Consider the following 18,982-nt stretch of genomic DNA (forward strand, 5'->3'; position numbering starts at 1 on the left):
GGTCTCGTGAGCGGGGTGGCCCCGGCGGTTGCCGGGGCCACGTGTGGGTCAGATGGTGTCGAGGTACGGTCGGTTTGCGGCGAACTCCGCTACCGCGTCGCGGCATTCCGCCAGGAACCGGGCCGGGTCGATTTCGTTGCGGATGCCGTCGAGCAGCAGCTTGGCCATCGTGTAACCGGGGTAGCTGTCGAGGGCTTCGACGAAGGCGTGACTGGCGGTGTGGGTGTCGCCCTGTCGCCAGGCGACCCAGCCGAGGAGGGTGAGGAGCGGCGGCGCTTTTGCGGTGTGCGGCGGCACGCAGCGTCGGGCGAGGTAGCCCCACAGCTGCCGCTCGTAGGGAAGGTCGCTCTCCTCGCCGGTGGACAGCGCGGCGTCCCTGGCGTGCAGGTCTTGCAGGCCGAGGATGATGCGGGCGGCGGTGTCGTCTTTGAGCTGGGGGCGGCCGTTACGGAAGTCGGCCAGGGCTCCGTTGGCTATGTCGATGGTGCCGTGGCGGGCGAGGAGCCGTCCTTCTTCGGTCTGGGCCTGGTCGTAGTAGTGGGTGGCTGCTGTGTCGAGGGCTTCGCGGTAGCGCACCGCGGTGGTGTCGGTGGTGGGGCGGTACTCGCTGGTGACCTCGACGGCGTGCTGGAGGTGCGCCATGCAGCGGGCGTGGCCCTCGCGGGCGGAGGCGAGCCATTCTCGGGGGTCTTCGCCGTCGATGGTGCCCAGGTGTATGCCGGTGGCCAGCTCGTAGTCGGGGTCGTTGGTGATGGCGTCGCGTAGGGCGAGCCGGACGGCGATGAGGTCGCCTTGCCGCCAGGCGGCGAACGCGAACAGCGTCAGGATGGGAGCGGCCTCGTGCGTGAACGGTTCGGCGCAGTGTCGGGCGAGGTAGGCCCAGAGGCGTCGGGCGTGGGGAAGGTCGTCGTCCTGTGTGTGGGCCATGCCGGCCTCCACAGCGTCGTCGTCCTGCAGGCCGACGATGAGCTGCGTGGTCAAGGCGCGGCTGAGGGCATGCGCCCCGTTACGGAACTGGCTCATGGCGGTGTCGATCTGGTTCAACGTCGTCATGAGTGTCGCGTCGCGTCCGGCGTTGGTTGCACACTGTGAGTTGAAGTGGTCGGCGGCGGTGTGGAGGTCGTTGAGGAAGTCGGGGTCGGCTGTGGCTTGGAACTCTTTGATGATGTCGCGGGTGCGGGGGCCGGGGGTCCGGCCGAGGCGGGTCATCTGGGCGACGATGCTGGTGGAGTCGTCGGGCGACGGGAGCGGTTCGCCCTCGCAGCACCCGTCGATGGTGCACTCGTAGGCCCACCAGCGGTTCGCGACGAGGCTGATGGTCCGGAGGACGGTGGCGCGGTGCTTGAACTCGTCCGTGAGCCATGTGCCGATGGGGGCAAGAAGGGCGGCGGTGTCCTCGGGGCTCTGGCCGGGGCGCGGTTCGCGGCTCAGGTAGATGATGACGCCCAGGGTGGGGTCGTGCCCCTGGTTGTGGGCGTAGGCCACGAACTGGCGGGCAGCGTTCTCGGCCGTGGCCTGCCACTCAGCGGTGTCCTCGGGAAGGGGGCACGTCATGGTCGGGCCGTCGTGGAAGTTCGGGCCGGGGGCGTGGAGCGCGATGCTGTCGTCTGGGTAGTGGCCGAGGAGGTACGGCAGGATCTGGGCGAGGTCGGGCAGGCTGGTGACCTGCACGGTGTTGTCGGGTGTGTTCACTTCTGGGTTCCTTCCTTCTGTGGTGCGGTGTCGGGCTGCCCGATGCCAGCGGGCGGGGCCGGGGCAGGGAAGCCGCGTGGCTTGTTCGTCAGGGCTGGGAGGAGCCGTTCGTGGACGAGCGCGCCGAGGTCGGCGGCCAGGGCCTTGCTGGTGTGGGTGATCAGGACGGCGTGCCAGGTGCGGCCGGGCTGGAGCCGGGCGTCGTTGGCTGCCTGGGCGTCCGCCTTCTCCTCCGCGGTGCCGGCGGGGATCGGCGGCAGGTCGGGGCCTGCGGTGATCCAGGTCTGGATGCTCATGCCGCCGGGTTGGAGTCGCAGTCCGATGCGGTGGCCCTCGGGATGGGTGTAGAGCGTGGTGCGCTCGGGAGTGTCGGAGTCCTCCTTGAACCAGGGCGGTTCGAGGTGGGGAGCGATCTCGTTCAGGGGGTGTTCGAGGCGGCGTTCGTCGTCCCGCGAGGGGATGTGAGCTCCGCGCCTGCGCGGAGGCTTTCGGGAGCGGTTGGCGCGTCGGGGTGGGGGCTGTACGCGGGGGACGAGAGGTTGCTCTTCGGTCACGCGGAAGCTTTCTCTTTGGGCGTGATGATCTGGTCGAGCCGGCGGAGGGTTTGGCGGGTGGCGATGATGGTGGTGACGGCGCCCATGGCTTTGTCGCGCTGTGTGAAGGCGTCCTGGGCGTCGGCGAGGGTCTTGGCGTAGTCGTCCTCGGGGGCTAGGGAGTCGGCGCAGCCGATGTGGCAGTTGGGGCCGAGGTCCCAGATGATCGCGTTGACGGCGGCGCAGGCTGCGGCGAGGGAGTCGACGTCGTTGCCGTACCAGGTGTAGTCGTGCGGGTTGAGCTGGAGTTCGCGCAGGCGCTGGGCGACGGAACGGAGCATGCCGCCGGAGCCGACGGCGGGTTCGCGGATGGCCATGTTCGTCTGGGCGAAGTTCTTGTCCACGAGCATCCGGGCCATCAGGTCGGAGACGCACGCTGGTGTGTGGTACTCGCCGCGCCACTTCTTGTCGCTCTTGTGTCGCAGGCCGGTCAGCAGGGGGCTGAGGACGTCGGCTTCGGAGCGGATGTAGGGGTCGTCGTGGCCGGTGAGGTCCAACAGGCCGGTGCTGATGGCGCGGTTGGTGACGGCGTGGACGGCGCGGAGCTGCTGGGTGTCGGGGTCGGGGTTCCAGGCCCAGTCGTGGAGGCGTATGGCGCGGTCGATGAGGTCGGGCCGTTTGGTCCAGTGGCCGAGGTAGATCTCCTTGAAGAACTGCGGGAGTTCGTGTGGCTGGAGGTTGAGTATCCAGTCGGCGAAGCCGGGCAGGTTGCGTAGGAGGGCGAGCGCGGCGACGGTGCCCAGGGGGATTTCGATGCTGTTGCCGCCGTAGTTCTGGTACCAGGCTTCGATGACGTTGTCGGCGATCTTGCGGGCGTGTTCGTGCGGGTCGCGGGGGGCGAGGTATTTCCGCGCGGTGACCTTGGTGCGTGTGGCGGCCTTCGACTTGAGGGGCTTCTTCTTCGCCCAGGACGGGGCCGGCCGTGTGGTGATGGGTGTGGCGGTTCGTGGCAGGAACGGGGCGTCGTCGGACACTGGCTTTCTTTCTGCGCGCATGGGGCCGCCCCGGTGCGCGGCCGGGGCGGCTGGTGGTGCTGTGGGCGGAGTGGGTCAGAGGCTGGCGCCGGCCCGCTGGTGGGTGGGCCGGCGCCGGGGGTGCGGTCAGGACGGGAAGGGGTTCTTCCGGTAGTCGGGGTGGCAGGCGGCCCACATGCCGCCGGGGAGGTGTTCGGTGATGACGCCCCACCCGGCCCAGCGCATGACGGCGAAGTAGCCGAGCTGGCCGCCTGCGAAGCCGCGTCGGTGGTCTGCGGCCGGGTCGGGTGCGATGAAGAGCCAGCCGGGCAGTTGGTCTTCACACCCGGGCAATACCTGGAAGCCGGGCCGCAGTTCGCGGGTTCCGTCGGTGTGGATGGGGGGCAGGTCAGCGGCCTGGAGGATGCGGATGGCCTGCTGGACGCGGGGGTGGTTGTGGTGTTCGGGCAGCGTGCCGACGCCCTGCCGGATGGTCGTGCGGTCGGTGGTGATGCCGGTGCTGGCCTTGTAGACGTCCATGAGGAGTTGGGCGTCCTCGATGCGGCCGGCGAAGCGCATTGCGTAGTTGGCGACGACGGCGAGGACGTAGCGGTCGGCGCCAATGAGGCGTGAGAGCTGGTCGTCGCTCAGGCGGTTGTAGCGGGGGGCGTTGATCGATTTGTGGGTTTGGGATGCGAGGCGGAGGGCTTTGGCGACGTGGTCGGGGTCTACTCCGATCTGCTCGGAGAGGGCTTGGATTCCTCGGGTGTAGTTCATGGCGTTTTCTCCAAGAGGCACGCTTGCGCGTATGGGTGCGCCCCCGGTGGTGGGCCGGGGGCGCGGGTATTTCTGTTTTAGGTTCGGGCTATGAGTTCATGCGGAATTGCATGCCCTAGCCGGGAATTTCTAGTTCGACTTTTTCGAACTGCTTACTTATATATTAATGGCAAATTCCCCAGGAGCAAGGTTTGCCCTTTTGAATCCAGATTGATTCTCCGCAATTCAATTCCCTAATTTGCGGCAGCCGGAATGAGGTCTGGCCACCGCACGGCCTCTAGGGCCCGACGATGGGTGTCCGGCACCGTCACCGTCGGGTAGCCGAGCCAGTCCAGCCCCATCGCCGCGAGGATGGTGGCGTCGGCCTGGTCGTACCGTCCCGGCCCCTCGCACTCGACGCCGTACCGATCGACGGCCGCACTGCGGACCATGCCCTTAGCGACCCTGGATCGCTCCTTGCGCGGCAGGTGCTGGGCGGGGTTCGCGCGGCCGGTGGCGTAGATCGTGCGGTGGTGCGGGTTGGCCACGGCGTACGGGGTCCGGCGGCGCCACAGGTCCTGGGTCACCAGCCACCACAGTCCTGCCAGTTCGTGATGCCCGACCTGACCGCCCTGGGCGTACGCCGCGCCTTCGACCACCACAAGGTCGGCCCCGTGGACGCCGAGGCGGATTTGACCGCACAGCCAGTCCATCCGCTCGTGGCTGCGGCGCATGCCGGGCCGCAGAGCTTTCGCCCAATCCGTACCTGCAACGCCCGTGGAGGTCAGGGACAGGTCCAGGCCGATCACCCGGGGCTGCCACTCCCCCTCGCCCTGGACACTGGGCAGCATGACGGGCGCGCTCTGGAGCAGTGCCGTCACGACGTTCCTCCGGCTCGCCGGATGATCTCGGCCATGGATGGATCGCGGGGGAAGGGTGCGCCCGTCCCAGCCTCCAGATCGGCGCATTCGCGGGCCGGATCGGGGCGCATGCTGGCCGCGCAGATCAGTTCAAGCTGACTGCTCACTGCGTCACCTCCGCAGCGGCGGCCAGGTGCTGGGTGATGAGCCGGTCTGCTTCGGTCATCGCATCCGCCTTGTGAGCGGCAATCCACTCGCCGAAGATGCCGTTCGGGCCCCACAGATGCCAGCCGGTGTCCTGGTAGCCGTCCTTCGAGTTCTTCTTGCACAGCTCCCACCAGCCTTCGCGCCAGCGCCAGAGCCTTCGAGGCCGGGCATCCGACACCCAGCCCGCATGCTCAGCGAGCGCCTGGAAGCGGGCCAGGTCCGTGCGCAGCATCGCGATGATGCGGGCAGTTTCCGGGGCGTGCGGCGTGGCGCAGCGGGTGTCTGCACTCTCCTGCTGGGTGTGGTGCGACTGTTGTGATGGCGCGTTGCCGCCTGTGGCTGACTCGCGTTCGGTGGCCAGCTCTCGCCGTGCCTGGTCGCGTTGGCAGGCTACGCGGCGCAGCAGCATGGCGGCGCCGTCCGCTCCGCGTGCCTCCAGCCACTTGGCAGTGGCGTCAATCTCGGTTCCGACAGGGTGGTTCATCGAAGTTCCTTCGGGCGGTGCGCCGCCCCGGCGCGTGACCGAGGCGGCGCACCTGGGTCCGGGGTTACGGGCGCGAGGTCTTGGCGGTGGCCTTGTTGGCGGCAGCGCCGCCCGTGAGGCTGCCCTTGGGGGCCTTTCTGACGGCGACCTCGCCGCCCTTGGGGAGCTTCTTCGAGCCGCTCACCAGGTCCTTGAAGCCCTGACCGGCGCGGAAACGCGGCACCGAGGTCTTCTTGACCCGCACGCGCTCACCCGTCTGCGGGTTACGGGCGTAACGGGCCGGACGGTCGACCTTCTCGAACGAGCCGAATCCGGTGACCGAAACACGGTCGCCGGTGACAACTGCACGGACGACTGCGTCCAGTACCGCGTCGACCGCGTCCGCAGCGTTCTGGCGGCCGCCGAGCTTGTCGGCAATGGCTTCTACGAGCTGCGCCTTGTTCACGGGGGATTCCTTTCGATTCGAATGCAGGGCCGGCACGTTGAGCTGGCGTGAATTGCCATGGGGCTGGCGTGTGCGCCATGCGGCAGGGAGAGGACTGAGGCCCACACCCGGGTCGTGCTGGGGATACGTCCAAGTGGGGGGACAGGGCGGCGACGCCCACAAAACGTCACTCCGTTTCAACAATGTCTCCTATCTTGACTCTGGGCTCGGTGCCGCGCGCTCGTTTCTGCTCGCGTCGGCGGGCTTGGGCGAGCCGTCCGGCTTCCCGGCACCAGGAGCAGGCCGGTTCGCCACGCCGGTTGTGGGCGCGAGCCCCGGCCTCAGTGCCGTGGTTGATGGGGTCTGCTTCTTCTGCGAGTTCCGCGGCCTGGGCGCCGTGGCAGGTTGCGTGGATCTCGCCGTCCAGCCACAGGCGTCCGCCGCAGATCCCGTCGAAAAGGGAGTCGCTTGGCAGGACGAGGGCGATGCACTTCGACCGGAACGGGCATTCCTGGCACACGGCCAAGAGGGCCCGTGTCTGCGGCGTCCTGAGTGAGCCCGCGGTCGCTTCGTCGGGGGTGAAGCGTCGGTCTCCGCCGCACGGTGCCTCACTAACCCACCAGGTGCCGCTCACCAGTTGCCCTCCGGGACGGCTTACGCGGTCAAGGGGAGTGGCATCCGGCGCACGTGGTCGCTGAGGCTGCTGCCGTAGGGGTGCGCGTAGCTGATACCGACGGGCATCAGGTGCCGGTCGGCGACGTCGGGCAGCGCGAACATCTGGGCTACGAGAGCGGTGATCAGGTCGTCGCACCTGTCGTTCCAGCGGCGCCGGGTGGTGCGGTTGTCCGAGCCTTCCTCGGCGACGCCTTCGATGACCTCGATGATTCGGCCGCCCGCGAGACGCCCGTCGACGACGACGGCACTGGCATCGGGGTGGTGCTCACGCACGAGCTCGGCGATGCGCGCGGCACGGTCGGGCGGAGGCAGCTCCAGCAACCAGTCGTTGAACCCCACGGTGTTCGGCCTGGTGCGTGCCCAGGCTGGGGAGTTGTAGGGTGCCAGCGCCTTTTGCAGGTCGAGGGCGATCTTCTTGCCGTGCTCGGCCAGGGGGTGTTCCTGGTCGCTCTCCTCCCACAGCCAGGGGCAGGTCCCCAGCGGGCTGGGCTGCTCACCGAGCACCCCGTACAGGGACAGGGTCCGCGTGTCGCCGTAGTAGGCGAAGTTGACGTACACCGCCTCCGGGCACAGGGCCCGGATCAGTGCTGCTGTCTCATCGAGGACCGCCAGGGCGTACGCCTTCTCGGCCCGAGTGCGCTGGGTGTCGGCATCCTCGCGCTGCTGCTTGAGGATGGCCAGGAGGTCCGCCGTTGCATCGGTCATGGTGCAGATTCCTCTCTTCTCGCTAGGCATGGGTTGGTCAGGCCAGGACGGGCTTGAGGCGCTCGCCGAGCCAGCGGGCGACGTTGACGCTCACGGCGTTGCCGGCCTGCATGGTTTGCGCCGCCTTGGAGCCGACGACCTCGTAGGTGTCGGGGAACCGCTGGCCGCGCAGTTGTTCGCGGGGCTGGAGCATGCGGAAGTAGCAGTCCTCGATAGCGGGCGCCGTGCGCACCACGGCCGCCGAGTCGCGGGCGCTCAGGGTGTGCAGGGGCTGGGCCGCTGTCTTCGGCGTGCTCTTGCGGTACGGGATGACCAGGGTGTTGCGGGCCCGGTCGCGAGCAACGCCGTCGGGCACGACCAGCCCGTGGTGGCGGGCGGTGCTGATGGTGCTGAGCGGGTTGTCCACGGGAGCTGCGTCGCAGTTGTTGCGGAACTCCACGACGAACGGCGCGGGGGGCTCGACGGCGACCAGGGCTTCGCTCTCGCGGGTGGTCCGGGTGCGCAGTGGGACGCCAACGTGGGTCTGCGTTTCGTTCCACGAGCCGCCGACCGGAACGAGGAGGGCTTCGCCGAGCTTGGCTGTGCGGGTGGGCAGGGGCCGGTGGTGGGGCGAGAAGGCCCGGTCTCCCCCGTCCTTGCCGTGGGTGAGGGTGATGACGCTGGGCTGGTGAGGGAACTTCTCCAGGCCGGCCGTGATCCGCTTCATGGTGTTGGGCACCAGCGGCCGGGTTCGGTCGCCGATGCGCTGGCCGATGTCGTCCCACATGATGATGTCGGCCGCGGGGCGGACGTATGGCTCGACCAGTGCGTGCCCGCATCGGGTGTTGGGGCACCGGTAGTCGTACTGCTGGCCGTACTTGCCGACGCGGACCTTGTCGTTGCGCCAGCTCTGCTGGGCGCGGACGTCCCGGCTGCATTCGATGCAGTAGGCGAGCGGGCGCGGCCGAAGGTCTGGGCGGCGCACGCTGGTCAGGGTCAGGACGACGTAGATCCGGTCACGCCACTGAGGCGCGTACAGGTTGGTCTCGGAGCCGATGTGCGCGGAGGACGCCGAGACGATCTGGACGCGGTAGCCCAGCTTCTTCGCGGCGCGGATCCACTCGGGGAACAGGATCCAGTCGGTGATGAACTCGGTGACGTTCTCGACGACCACGCAGGGGAACCGCTTGGCTTCCATGGCCCGCAGCACGCACCAGGCGGTCGCGCGGGTCTGTTCGAAAGCTTCCTGCGGCAGCTCGCGCCACTGCTCCTCTTCTTCGAACAGGGCTTCTTGGGCTGGGTTGGGCTGCCGCTTGCGGCCGCCGGCGGGGCTGATCTCGGTGCAGATGACGGACGCCCACAGGATCAGGGCCTTCGGCAGCCAGCGCATGGGGTAGTTGCGGATGTCGGCGCAGCGGGCCTTGGCGGTGGGGTGGTTGATCTCGAACGTATCGATGGCGGTTTGCCAGTGGTTGATGCCGAGGATCGGCTCGAAGCCGGACTCCAGCAGACCTTGTGCGTCTCCGCCTGCTCCGCAGAGCAGGGATATGGCGCGGGGCAACGGTTGGACTCCAACAAGTGGGGGCTGCCCGGCCCGGGTCGGGCCGGGCAGCCAGGGTCAGGGTTGGTCAGGGGCGCGTAACGCGCGGTGGTGGCGGCTGTCCTCGATCGCGAGGGCGATGAACGCAGCGAGTTCAAGGGAGCAGGCGATCAGCAGACAGATCACCGACCCACACCCTTGGTGGGGCGGGGTGCGCGGCGCGGCCGGTCAGTCATAGCTGGGCATGACGCGGACGGTGGTGATGTGGCCGTCCTTCTCGAAGATCGCCAGGGGATATCCCTCGGACTCCGGCCGCTCCCAGACCTGCTGGTAGCCATCGTTGGCAACCAGCCACCCCGAGCACTCAAAAAAGCGGGCGATGGCCTCCCCGGGCGTCTCGCTGCCCGTGTTCTGGTGGTGGTAGCCGCTGTAGAGGGCGGTATACGTGGTCGAGACGACCAACCGTTCCGTGGACTTTGGCGCCTGCATCGCACCGAGGCGATGGAACAGCGTGATGAGGCGGTTGCCGTGGTGGCTCTGGGGGCCGTCCGGCGTGGAGTCGTACAGGATGGCGTGCCGTGTCTGATCCTCGGTGTCCAGTCGCACCACGCTCCAGCCGGTCGCCTCGTTCGGGTCGTCGGGCAGGCCGTTGACGGAGGTGGTGATCAGCTCGGTGCCGTCGCCGAGCTCGGCGCGCAGGTGGGGCTCGCCCCTGCTCAGCTCGACGTCGGTCCTCCAGCCGTTGTGGCGCAGGGGGGTGATGAGGTGGCGGTAGCCGTGGAACAGCTTCAGCCGCCGCGGGTCGGTGGTGTTGTTGAGGTCGGGCAGTGCTGCGATGGTCACTTCTGTTCTCCAAGAGGGGTGTTGCGGGCGGGAGCCCCTAAAGGGGCTCCCGCTTTTCAACCATGTCGCCTATCTTGAGATGCGCTTTCAGTCACTGCTGGCCAGCTCGTACGAGGAGAGGATCCGTACCGCCCACATGCGATCGTGGGAGCCGACGACGACACCGGCAGGGCGGTCCATGTGGCAGATGAGGAAGCTCGCACCCTGCTCCTGGATGCCGAGTTCCACGGCGAGGTCACACACCCTCTGGGTGGCGCACTCGATGCAGCAAAACGGCCCGCCACTGAGGATGGGGTCGGCCGCCGGGCCGAGGATGACTTCGGCCATGACGACATAGCCGGCGGGGTCGAGGGTCAGGATGTGCACTGAATTCTCCAAGAGGTCACAGTTCGAGGGGTTTCGAACTTGTACTTATACTTTATTCGCATACATCCGGGCGTCAATGTTTGCGATCTTTGAACTCGACTATGGCTGCCCCGAGTTGGCAATGCGCGAGCGGCTCATGCGTGCCAGTTCCTTCGCCCGCTGACGAGCCGCCTCCAGAGCCTTGGGGTCCGTGTCGGCAACGCGGCGCTCCCGCTCCGCGAAGAAGTCCCTCAGCCACTGCTGCTGTGTGGCGTGCGCGCTGGCCGCGGCCTCACGCCGCGCCTGTTCGCGACCGGCGCGCGAGTTGGTGCCGCATCCCCGGCAGTTGCCGACCGGGTGCGGATGCCGCTCGCACCCGCTCGGCGGCTTCTGATCACCAGCCCCGTCGGGCTCCCCCGCAGCGCCAGCTGTGGGGGTAGGGGGGTGAGGAAGGAATGAGGAATGAGAAGGAAAAGAAGGGGTTTCCGTGGGGAAACCCTCTTGGTTCCCCTGGGGAAACCTGCCGGGTTCCCCAGCGGAAACCCTCTCCTCCTGACGTCCAGGGTTCCCTTCGGGCAACCCTCCCTCCAGCGGCGCCACGGCCGCGGCACGTGCCGCCTCCCGCGCGGCCAGATCACCTTGGGTGCGAGCAGCCGACGACGGTTTGCGGCGCTTGACCTGCCGGGCCAGCCGAGGGTTCTTCGGAGCACGCTGCGCCACACGGCGCCGCTCGATCAGCTCCTGCGTAGACGGGATGGGAGGCACACCGTGCGGGAAAACCTTGTACTCGGCGCGGCGACCGACACGGCCGACTTCCACCCGCTCGACGAAGCCGAGCCCCACCAGCTCGGTGACGACCGTGATGGCCTGCTTCTCACCCACGCCGGCCCAGGCCATCATGCGCTCCAGCCCCGGACGGGCCAGGAGCGTCTGATCGTCGGCAGAGTCCGCGATCTTCATCAGGACCATCTTTTGCGTCTTGTTGATCACCTCCTTAGGTAGATAGGCCGCCGCCAACATCAGATGGATGCTCACCCGCACCTCTCCATGTCACATCCGGTTCAGGCCGCACTGGGGTAGGGGCAGGACCAACGGCGGCTCTGTCCCTACCGGGTTGCGGGTTCAGGACTTCTTGCGAACAGTCACGTTGATGCTCACCGAGGTACGCCTGTCCGGGTCCAGCCGTACAGGCACGGGTATGCTCGCGGCCTTCAGCTGCGCCTTCATCGCCGCCGTGTCAGGTGCCATCGGCACCTCCAGGCCGGCCCGCCGATAGAGCGCAACCATGGCGTCCACGTCATCGACCTTCGTCGGGTTGCCGCCGCTCCAGGTCAAGACATTGTCGCCATAGGCACCGGACTCCGAACCGTCCAGCTGAGCCCGCAGGAACTTCTGCCGCTCCTTGAGCGGCTTCATCTGCTCAGATACCTCGACGTACTCCGCCAGCACCTTCTCCCGCTCGGCGTCGGTGTGAATGAGGATGCTCTGCGGACGGCGGCCAGCGGCTACTGATCCCCAGCAGGCCGTCTTGAAGGGGCAGTTGTCGCAGATGACCGACAGGCCCGGCCCCTGGAAGGTACGGGGTAGGTCCTCCGGACTCGCGGCGGAGCGCACCTGCTCGACCCACCAACGCGCCGTTCGGGCGCGCGCGGAGGTGTAGGACATCTCCTGTACGTGGTCATCGCCGCTGTCACGGTTGATGAACCGGAAGCGGATGCGGCCAACCGGAACGGGGCCGAGGCGGGCGAGCTGTCGCTGTCCCTCGATGTCGGCGAACCCTTCACTGCGCAACAGGTCCGCGTACAGGAAGACCTGGCGGATCTCTGCGTCGCTGGCGCCGTAGCGCAGGACGCTGTTCCATTGGTAGGTGGACTTGGTCTTCACGTCCTCCACCGTCGTCTCGTCGGCCGGAAGGCTCGGGCGCAGGCGTTTGGGCAGCTTGGCGGCGGTGTGGCTGTCGAGCTGCACAGCGTCGATGTGGCCTCGGATGGTCTCGTCCTCGACGCGGCGTTCGATGATCCAGCCGAACTCCTCGCGGGCAGTCGACAGAATCCCGGCGTGCAGCCAGGTGCCGAGGATCGCCTTGCGCTTCTCGCCGCCGTCGGTCGGAGTGCGGCCGTGCAGGAGGTATCCGGCGCGACGAGCGCACACGGTGTCGCTGGCACCGATCTTCGTTTGCAGCGAGCGAGGGCGCCGCGCATCGGCCGCGTGGGCTGCGGGCCACAGGCTGACGGGGCGCTCATCCATGAGAGTCATGTCGTCTCCAAGAACGCGGTGCCGCCCGCCCCGCGGGCGGGACGGCACCGTTGTGGGCGGGGTCAGGAAGCGGCGCGGGGCCTTGCTGAGGAGGCGCGCTTGCGGGGGGTGGCGCGCTTTCGCACGGCCGGCTGCTCGTCGGCCTTCGTCACCTCCTCCGGCTCTGGCTTCGGCTTTGCCTTCGACTGCGCGGAATTGGCGGTCCGCTTCGGCGCGGGCTTCTCCTCCTGGTGCCCCTGGTCGTCAGGAGACCCATCTGATGCGCCGGCGCCGTTGTCCTCGTCGTCGTTTTCCAGGCCCGCGGCGGCACGCAACCGCTGCGTGGCCTCCTTGGCGACGCCTGCCACGACCTCGGCATCCGCCTGCGCCAATTCCTCCTCGACGTACATGCCGGACAGGTCCTGCGGGGCGGCCATCCTGAGTGCGCCGGCCTCGGCGCACTTCCGCAGCATGTGCGACTGCATCGTGCGCCACATCTTCGCCACGGTGTATTCGCCGGTCTTCGCGTCCCAGTAGGTCGGGGCGAACTCGCCCCAGCGGGCGATAAAGGGGAAGCGGCTGATGCCCCGGAGGACGGTGACTTTGACGGCGGTCGGCGGGCCGGGGGCGAACCAGACCTCGTGCGCCGTGCCATCGGCGTCGTAGTAGACGGTGTCCTCGTAGCTGATGCGTTCGCCGGTCCGCTCTGCCGCCCTATGTGCGATGGTGCGGAAGCCGTCGATGCCGGTTTGGATGGTCCAGTTGACTGGGTTCTCTTCCCGGTCGTCCCCCCGGTTCTTGCGGCCGATCATGTAGATCTGCCGCGCGAAGGGGTCGAGGCCGCTGCGCACGCAGTAGTGGAAGAACACTGCCAGCTGGGCGCGGGGGGCCGCCTGGAGACCGGGACTGATCAGGGCCAGTGCAGCCACCTGCCGCGCGTCGAACTCGTCCTGGTCGGTGCGGAGCACGATCGCGCTCGCTGCGGCGGAGCGGGGCGGGGAAGCCTCGGTGGCCGGGGCGACGGGCGCCGTCACCCTGGCTTCGTCGGCCGGTTGTTGGTCCTGGTGGTTCACGGGTGGTTTCTCCAAGAGATTCGGTTCAGTCAGTCCGCAGAGCGCGGACCTCGAACGCGGTTTGCCACTCCGGGTGTCGCTCGATGAGGAGACGGACGTACCGGGAGCGGTAGTTGTTGTTGAGGCGAAAGTCGTCGCCTTCAGTGGCGATGGCGTAGCGCCAGCGCAGGACCTCGAAGAGCATTCCGATGCCGACGCGCCTGGCTCCGCGCTTGAGGTAGTCGGCGGTCAGCTTCTCTAGGGCTCGCAGGACCCACGGGTTGAGCTGATGGAACGCCTCGAACTGCGCCTGGATCGTCGCCGCCTTGCCGTCGGGCTGCCGCACGGCGTGGATCACCAGGCCCGGAATCTCGTCCTGGACGACCGCCATCCCCCACCCCCTGGAGACTGATATCAACAATGTCTCCTATCTTGAGGCCTAGGAGTGCAGCGATCAACCCCCCTACGACAGGCAAGACTTCACGCCGACGCGGTCACGCCGAGGTAAACCCGACCGCCTCAGCGACCCCTTCCGCGCGCCGCTCGGCCCGTTCGCTCGCCCCTGCGACGCTCTGCAGCACCTGGACCGCAAGGCCGGAGTCGACGCCCCCGGCCGCGTAGCGCATTAGCGCCGCTTCGATCACGACGACTTCCGCCTCCTCCATGACGGCGACGACGGCGCCGCTGGGTGCGTAGATGATGTGCACCACTGCCTCCTCGTGCGAGTAAGAGTCAGCCCAGCAAGGGCATACATATATCTTATTCGCACAAAGGGCCTGAGTACAGCGTTTACGCAGGTCAGAGGCCCTTCCGAGCGTGACGCCCACGTGTCAGCACCACCGAGCCGGGCCCCTCGTAGGTACCCGCACGCAAAGCCGCCTCCACCTTGTCGTCTACCTCCCATGGCAGGCTGCGGGCACTCACCTGGAGTTCGGGCACGGCCTCGATCACCGTGTCCAGCAGCCACAGCCGCGAGCCCGAGAGCCACCAGTCCTCCTTCGGGAAACCCCCCTGGGCTATCCGCGTCGCAAGGGTGCCTTGCGACGGTAGGTGGAATAGCTCGATGATCTCTTGCTGGCCGACGATCGCCGGCAGCTCGTCACCGAGATCAGGTTCCCAACCCTCGCCCTGGTCCGCAATCAGCAGTTTCCTGTACCGGACGTTCAGCAGCTTCGGACGAGGGGTTGTCTTCCCGAAGCGGCACGCGAACCCCAGGGGCCAATACCTGACACCAGAGACGACGATGGCCGTCGCCGGGTCCAGAACGCCCCGGCTGGGAGCCAGCCACTGCCCCACCATCTGCGGTTCCACCCCATACAGGACAGCGAACTCCTGGTGCCCGACCAGATACGGCTTGCGCCCGCACATCGTCCCTGTCCCTCGCCGTGTCGTCTCTCGCGTGCACCGGCAGGGTAGCCGCGCTTTGCACACCGCGCTCGGCGAAGGCACTGCTATCGTGGGCGACAGCCTTCTCCAAGAGGCTCTGAACGGCCCCCGCTCCGGCGGGGGCCGTTCGCTTGCATAGCTCAGCCGCGGGCCACGCCGAACAACGTCAGCGCCACCGCCGTGATGCTCGCGAGGACGGCGATCGTCGGCAGCGGCCACCGCCCTCTCTCCAAGGACGTCACCCTCGCCTCAAGGTCTTCCACTGCCTTGTCGGTCTGGTCGGACCGCTGCACCAGCAACGCAAGCTGCCCATCAATCCTGGCGAGCCCCACTTCCAGCGCGCTGCGCAGCTCGGCCAGGGCCAGGGCAACCTCTCCATCCGGCACGTGCTTCTCCCTCTGTCATGGCACCGGTCAGCGGACGGGCGTGGCCGGATCACTCTTGAGCGGCAGCCACGAGGCTGTGCCCGGTCGCCCGAGGACGGTTCCGATGGTGGACTTCAGCGCAGCGAGGGCCGCGGGTATCGCGGAGACGCCTGCGGCCTGCCACGCCGAGAGCGACAGCACGTCGGTAGTGCTGGAGGCTGCCATCAAGCCCAGCAGGGACTGCATGTAGGTGGCGATCGTGCGCTCGGCGACGTCGGCGAGGGCCTGCGGCATGGTGTCGTTCTTCTCCTGGTCGGGCTTGCTCGGGGTGGGTTCGGCGGCGCCGGCCTGGCGCGGGACGCGCAGCTTGGTCCAGGTCTTCTGGTCGGGGATGCCATCGGCGGCATCCCCGTGGTGGCCGCACTTGATCTGGTACGCGGCGTAACTGCGGCGGTGCGCGTCGTTCCAGACTGGCCCGGGTGGTGTGTCGTAGGAGTCGCAGCCCTCGCCGATCAGCCGCCTGGCCATGGCTGCGATCACCGGCGAGGAACGGCCGTCACGAAAGAAGTCCTTGCCGGGGTACGCGGCATGCTTCGGCACAGGACTCGGCTTCGGCTTGGGCTTGGGGTCTGGCTTGGGCTTCGGCTTGTTGGGCGGCTTACTGTCGCTCTTGAGATGTTTGGCGACGCGAGCCCGGAAGTCGTCCATATCGATGCCGCCGGGGTCGGACTTGGATGGCTTCCACTCCTTGTGGCCGATCACGCTGTGCTCGTTCCATCCGTGGGCGCGGCAGATCGCGGCTGCGGCCCGCGCCATCGCGTCCAGCTGCGTTGAGGGCCACGGCTGGTTACCGGTGTTGATGCACTCGAAACCGTAGAAGTGCCGGTTCCCGTCGGTGTCTTCTTCGTTGGCGCGCGGCAGGTCGTTCTTCTCCGCGATGACGGCGAGCAGCACGTCGGTGTCACCCTGGCCGGCGTGGTTCGTTCGCCCGTACCCGACGAGGTGCACTGTGCCGGACCGGTCGATCACTCCGTGGCACAGCGGCCCGGGGAGGGCCTGGTAGCCGACGCGGCATAGCTCCACCATGTCGGCCTCGGAACTGTAGGAGCCGGTGTGGTGGATCATCACCCCGTTCGCGGGGCCCCAGTTGCCGTGGGTGTTGCGGTTGTGGGTGCGCCACTTGCCGTGCTCAACGACGCCGAGGCGTTCGTGCTTCAGCGCGGACAGGAACCTGTCCGCGCTCAACGGTGTTGCCACGCTCGCTTCGCCTTCTCCCCTGCGCCGTATGGCAGTCGGCCAGACCCTTCGGTTGGGGCCGGTCCCTCGGGAGTTGGGCTGCGAAGCGTTGGGCGGAGGGTCACCCGATCGTCATGGTACCCAGAGGCTCGGACCGCAGGTCGCGACGATGCCGCTGGTCTGCTCGGCTATTCGTCGTCGCCGTCGATGCGGCAGGAGGCGCTGTCCAGGCTGAGCCATGTCGCCCTCACGCTGCCGCCATCCTGCACCCGCAGGATCAGACGGCCCTTCGGGTCGATGTCGAGGTGGAGCGCGCGGCGGGCCGCGTCGGAGGCGACCGGTACGGCCCGGGGCACGGCGGGCCAGTATCCCTCCGGGAGCAGGCCGACGACCGTTTCGTCTGCCACTCGGCCGCCCGGCAGTCCGATCCGGCCGCTGAACTCCAGCGTGTTCCACAGGTTCGCGCGCATCTGTGGCGGCTGCGCGGGGTCGGCCACCGACGTGTCACCGGTCAGCGGCACATCGTGCCAGGGCGGGTACGGTGCGCGGCGGGCCCGCTCCAGTGCTGTGACCCGCCGGTCCAGGCGGGCCAGGCGGCGCGCGAGCGCGGCGATCGTGTCCGGCATCTACTTCTCCTCCGCGTCGTCAGCGGGCTTCGCGCTGCGCTCCAGCTTCAGCGTCACCCGCTCAGGGGTCTCGCCGTCGCCGGGCCGCACGGTCCAGCCGACGATCCGGTTCCAGCCGTCGTAGGTGGTGTGCGGCTCGTGCAGCCGGATCCGTACGTGGTCGCCGATGCGCAGCGCATCGATCGATGCTGCCGGGTGGTCGGTGATCTCCAGCTCGGTGAGCGTCGGCAGGATCTGCCGGGCCAGGCGTTCACGCCGGATGCGCTGCCTGAGCTTGGCCTCGTCCTTCTCGCTGGTCTCCAGCTTGTGCTCCAGGCGCAGCCGCCCGTTGCGGTCGCCATCGATGACGACCTTGCGCTTCTTGCCCTCGCCCGCGCCGAGGCCCACGACCCATTGGGCGTACTCGTCGGCGTCCTTGATCACGTGCGGGTCCCCGACCACGTTGGCCCCAGTGGTGAACGTGATGTCCTGGCGGCGCCGGCCGAGCTTCGGGGCGCCGAGGATGATGCGCCGCTCGGCACGGCGCCCGCGCCAGGCAACGGTCTCCGACCACTCCAGTCCGTCATCGATCTCGGCCATCTCGTCCACGATCTCGCCCAGGTTGCGGGCATCCCAGCGCGGGATGTCGTACAGGTCCTTCGCAGTGCCGGTCTTCGCCTTCGACTTGGTGTCGTCCACGACGACACCAAGGTCGCCGTCCGGCTGCGACTGGGCGTAGGCCCACACATCGCGGATCACCACGCACGGGTCGGCTTCGATGTAGGGGCCGCGGCCTGAGAGGTTGCCGTGCAGGTCGTGGCGGCGGTGCAGGTAGCTGGTGAACCCAGACGCTTCGATGGGCAGCTTGGGCCCTTCCGGCTCCGCTCGCCAGATGAGTCCGCCCCACAGGAGACGCGAGTTCCGTTCGGCCAGGATCACGGCGTTCCCGGCGTCCAGCATGTCGCTCATCGACCTTGCGAAGGTCGGCGCAAGGGTTCCGCTGAGTGAACCGGGCCCGGATATCTCAGGGCCGAACTCCACTTCCGTCAGCGGGAGGTTCCAGTGCAGGACCTCGCCGGTCGCGGCGCGGGCGACGATGTAGCGGTAGTCGGGCATCACACCGGGCTTTCCGTGAACTCGATGTCGGCTGTCACCGTGGTGCCCTTGGCGACCGACAGGTCGCCGTCGCCGTACTTGTCGAGCTGGTTGATCTGCACGGCCAGGTGCTGGCGGGTGCCGCGGTAGTCGGGCGGCACGGTGAGGGTGTCGGCGAGTACGACGGCGGCGCTCCGCGTGGTGGTGCCGTCGTCGTCGACGACGGTGGGCCTGGAGGCACGCTCGCCCAGGCGGGTGCGCAGCTCGGCGTAGATGCTGCCCGCCTCCGCGCGAAGTCCGGAGAGGGTGATCACGATGGTGGCCTTCGTCGCCCAGTTCGGCACGTCCACGTCCCAGGCCGCTTCCTTGGGCCAGGCCACCCAGTGGCCGTGCTTACCGGGCACCTTCTCTGTGTCTTGGGGGTGCACGGTGCGCAGGGTCCGCTCGGTGCGCGGGTTGGCGATCCGCCGAAGGTCCGTGACCATCTCCGCGGTGACGGCCGCAGTGTTACGGGGCAAGGTGATCCGCGCCAGCGGGATGGCGGTCATGCCGCGCGGCGCAGGGGTTTCCTTGTTGCCGATGTCCTGGATGAGGTGGAAGTAGCCGATGTCCTGCGTGCGCGGGTCACGCTCGCCCTCGAATTCGGGATCCTCGATACGCAGGACCAACAGGTCCGTGCGGGCGAACGGGCCGGTCGGCGGGACGTTCACCACGGCGTCGCCCACATTGGTCTGGGTGTAGGCACCCTGCCAGGGCCGCGCGCCGTGGATGAGGGCCGAGCCGTCGCCGACGCGGACGCCTGGTCCGGGGGCCTCCAAGGGACGGACCTTCAGGTCTCCGGCCTCGGCGATGCCCTGCCGGCCGCGCGCCAGGGAGCTGATCATCAGACGCATCGCGCGGGCTGGATGGTTGCCGCCGTGCACCATCATCGGGGGCTGGACAAGGGTCACAG

Annotated in this window: 21 protein-coding genes and 2 pseudogenes; all 23 read right to left on the reverse strand. The window is 68.2% G+C overall.

Translation table 11 applies throughout. The features are described from left to right. Positions 1–48 precede the first annotated feature (48 nt). A complete protein-coding gene (locus tag WAB15_RS13770) occupies positions 49–1,692 on the reverse strand; it encodes a DUF4192 domain-containing protein (RefSeq protein WP_407286400.1) in 1,644 nt (547 codons plus the stop codon). Further along, positions 1,689–2,246, reverse strand: coding sequence for a hypothetical protein (locus WAB15_RS13775; protein ID WP_407286401.1), 558 nt, complete (start codon positions 2,244–2,246; stop codon positions 1,689–1,691). The genes WAB15_RS13770 and WAB15_RS13775 overlap by 4 nt, the downstream gene beginning before the upstream one ends. After that, positions 2,243–3,259 (reverse strand): N-6 DNA methylase, encoded by a 1,017-nt coding sequence (locus WAB15_RS13780; RefSeq protein ID WP_407286402.1) that lies wholly within the window; start codon positions 3,257–3,259, stop codon positions 2,243–2,245. Before WAB15_RS13780 ends, WAB15_RS13775 begins: the two co-directional genes overlap by 4 nt. A gap of 126 nt (positions 3,260–3,385) precedes the next feature. After that, a complete protein-coding gene (locus tag WAB15_RS13785) occupies positions 3,386–4,015 on the reverse strand; it encodes a hypothetical protein (RefSeq protein ID WP_407286403.1) in 630 nt (209 codons plus the stop codon). Between the two features lie 233 nt (positions 4,016–4,248). After that, positions 4,249–4,875 (reverse strand): hypothetical protein, encoded by a 627-nt coding sequence (locus tag WAB15_RS13790; RefSeq protein WP_407286404.1) that lies wholly within the window; start codon positions 4,873–4,875, stop codon positions 4,249–4,251. Beyond that, on the reverse strand, positions 4,872–5,021 hold the full coding sequence (locus tag WAB15_RS13795) for a hypothetical protein (protein ID WP_407286405.1): 150 nt from the start codon (positions 5,019–5,021) through the stop codon (positions 4,872–4,874). Before WAB15_RS13795 ends, WAB15_RS13790 begins: the two co-directional genes overlap by 4 nt. Continuing rightward, positions 5,018–5,545, reverse strand: coding sequence for a hypothetical protein (locus tag WAB15_RS13800; protein WP_407286406.1), 528 nt, complete (start codon positions 5,543–5,545; stop codon positions 5,018–5,020). The genes WAB15_RS13795 and WAB15_RS13800 overlap by 4 nt, the downstream gene beginning before the upstream one ends. A 79-nt stretch (positions 5,546–5,624) precedes the next feature. Beyond that, positions 5,625–5,990, reverse strand: a pseudogene (locus WAB15_RS13805) (HU family DNA-binding protein); the annotation flags it as partial. Between the two features lie 633 nt (positions 5,991–6,623). Beyond that, complete coding sequence (locus WAB15_RS13810; protein ID WP_407286407.1) at positions 6,624–7,349, reverse strand: hypothetical protein; 726 nt, start codon at positions 7,347–7,349, stop codon at positions 6,624–6,626. A 37-nt stretch (positions 7,350–7,386) separates the two neighbouring features. Beyond that, positions 7,387–8,889, reverse strand: coding sequence for a DNA cytosine methyltransferase (locus tag WAB15_RS13815; protein WP_407286408.1), 1,503 nt, complete (start codon positions 8,887–8,889; stop codon positions 7,387–7,389). 207 nt (positions 8,890–9,096) lie between these two features. After that, positions 9,097–9,711, reverse strand: a complete 615-nt coding sequence (locus WAB15_RS13820) for a hypothetical protein (protein ID WP_407286409.1) — start codon at positions 9,709–9,711, stop codon at positions 9,097–9,099. Positions 9,712–9,798: 87 nt separating this feature from the next. Next, the gene (locus tag WAB15_RS13825) at positions 9,799–10,077 is read right to left on the reverse strand and encodes a hypothetical protein (RefSeq protein WP_407286410.1); all 279 of its coding nucleotides are present in this window, start codon (positions 10,075–10,077) and stop codon (positions 9,799–9,801) included. Between the two features lie 99 nt (positions 10,078–10,176). After that, complete coding sequence (locus WAB15_RS13830) at positions 10,177–11,091, reverse strand: hypothetical protein (protein ID WP_407286411.1); 915 nt, start codon at positions 11,089–11,091, stop codon at positions 10,177–10,179. Positions 11,092–11,178: 87 nt separating this feature from the next. Then, complete coding sequence (locus WAB15_RS13835) at positions 11,179–12,312, reverse strand: PD-(D/E)XK nuclease family protein (RefSeq protein ID WP_407286412.1); 1,134 nt, start codon at positions 12,310–12,312, stop codon at positions 11,179–11,181. A 62-nt stretch (positions 12,313–12,374) separates the two neighbouring features. Next, positions 12,375–13,364 carry a recombinase RecT gene (locus WAB15_RS13840; RefSeq protein WP_407286413.1) on the reverse strand — a complete coding sequence of 330 codons (990 nt, stop codon included), beginning with the start codon at positions 13,362–13,364 and terminating at the stop codon, positions 12,375–12,377. A 25-nt stretch (positions 13,365–13,389) separates the two neighbouring features. After that, positions 13,390–13,734, reverse strand: coding sequence for a hypothetical protein (locus WAB15_RS13845; RefSeq protein ID WP_407286414.1), 345 nt, complete (start codon positions 13,732–13,734; stop codon positions 13,390–13,392). A 103-nt stretch (positions 13,735–13,837) separates the two neighbouring features. After that, the gene (locus tag WAB15_RS13850) at positions 13,838–14,050 is read right to left on the reverse strand and encodes a hypothetical protein (RefSeq protein ID WP_407286415.1); all 213 of its coding nucleotides are present in this window, start codon (positions 14,048–14,050) and stop codon (positions 13,838–13,840) included. Between the two features lie 91 nt (positions 14,051–14,141). After that, positions 14,142–14,711 carry a hypothetical protein gene (locus WAB15_RS13855; RefSeq protein WP_407286416.1) on the reverse strand — a complete coding sequence of 190 codons (570 nt, stop codon included), beginning with the start codon at positions 14,709–14,711 and terminating at the stop codon, positions 14,142–14,144. A gap of 158 nt (positions 14,712–14,869) precedes the next feature. After that, positions 14,870–15,115: a hypothetical protein gene (locus WAB15_RS13860; protein WP_407286417.1), complete on the reverse strand. Its 246-nt coding sequence runs from the start codon at positions 15,113–15,115 to the stop codon at positions 14,870–14,872. A 327-nt stretch (positions 15,116–15,442) separates the two neighbouring features. After that, positions 15,443–16,351, reverse strand: a pseudogene (locus tag WAB15_RS13865) (peptidoglycan-binding protein); the annotation flags it as partial. A gap of 167 nt (positions 16,352–16,518) precedes the next feature. Continuing rightward, positions 16,519–16,956, reverse strand: a complete 438-nt coding sequence (locus WAB15_RS13870) for a hypothetical protein (RefSeq protein ID WP_407286418.1) — start codon at positions 16,954–16,956, stop codon at positions 16,519–16,521. Next, positions 16,957–18,051 (reverse strand): hypothetical protein, encoded by a 1,095-nt coding sequence (locus WAB15_RS13875; protein WP_407286419.1) that lies wholly within the window; start codon positions 18,049–18,051, stop codon positions 16,957–16,959. Beyond that, complete coding sequence (locus tag WAB15_RS13880) at positions 18,051–18,980, reverse strand: hypothetical protein (protein ID WP_407286420.1); 930 nt, start codon at positions 18,978–18,980, stop codon at positions 18,051–18,053. Before WAB15_RS13880 ends, WAB15_RS13875 begins: the two co-directional genes overlap by 1 nt. Between the last annotated feature and the right edge of the window lie 2 nt (positions 18,981–18,982).

Origin of the sequence: Streptomyces sirii, from assembly GCF_045690365.1 — a bacterium.
Classification (GTDB): domain Bacteria; phylum Actinomycetota; class Actinomycetes; order Streptomycetales; family Streptomycetaceae; genus Streptomyces; species Streptomyces sirii.

Excerpts from the sequence above, each read along its gene's own strand:
- WAB15_RS13785 (WP_407286403.1), bottom strand. The coding sequence starts at position 4,015 with ATGAACTACACCCGAGGAATCCAAGCCCTCTCCGAGCAGATCGGAGTA.
- WAB15_RS13800 (WP_407286406.1), bottom strand. The coding sequence starts at position 5,545 with ATGAACCACCCTGTCGGAACCGAGATTGACGCCACTGCCAAGTGGCTG.
- WAB15_RS13810 (WP_407286407.1), bottom strand. The coding sequence starts at position 7,349 with ATGACCGATGCAACGGCGGACCTCCTGGCCATCCTCAAGCAGCAGCGC.
- WAB15_RS13835 (WP_407286412.1), bottom strand. The coding sequence starts at position 12,312 with ATGACTCTCATGGATGAGCGCCCCGTCAGCCTGTGGCCCGCAGCCCAC.
- WAB15_RS13845 (WP_407286414.1), bottom strand. The coding sequence starts at position 13,734 with ATGGCGGTCGTCCAGGACGAGATTCCGGGCCTGGTGATCCACGCCGTG.
- WAB15_RS13855 (WP_407286416.1), bottom strand. The coding sequence starts at position 14,711 with ATGTGCGGGCGCAAGCCGTATCTGGTCGGGCACCAGGAGTTCGCTGTC.
- WAB15_RS13870 (WP_407286418.1), bottom strand. The coding sequence starts at position 16,956 with ATGCCGGACACGATCGCCGCGCTCGCGCGCCGCCTGGCCCGCCTGGAC.
- WAB15_RS13875 (WP_407286419.1), bottom strand. The coding sequence starts at position 18,051 with ATGCCCGACTACCGCTACATCGTCGCCCGCGCCGCGACCGGCGAGGTC.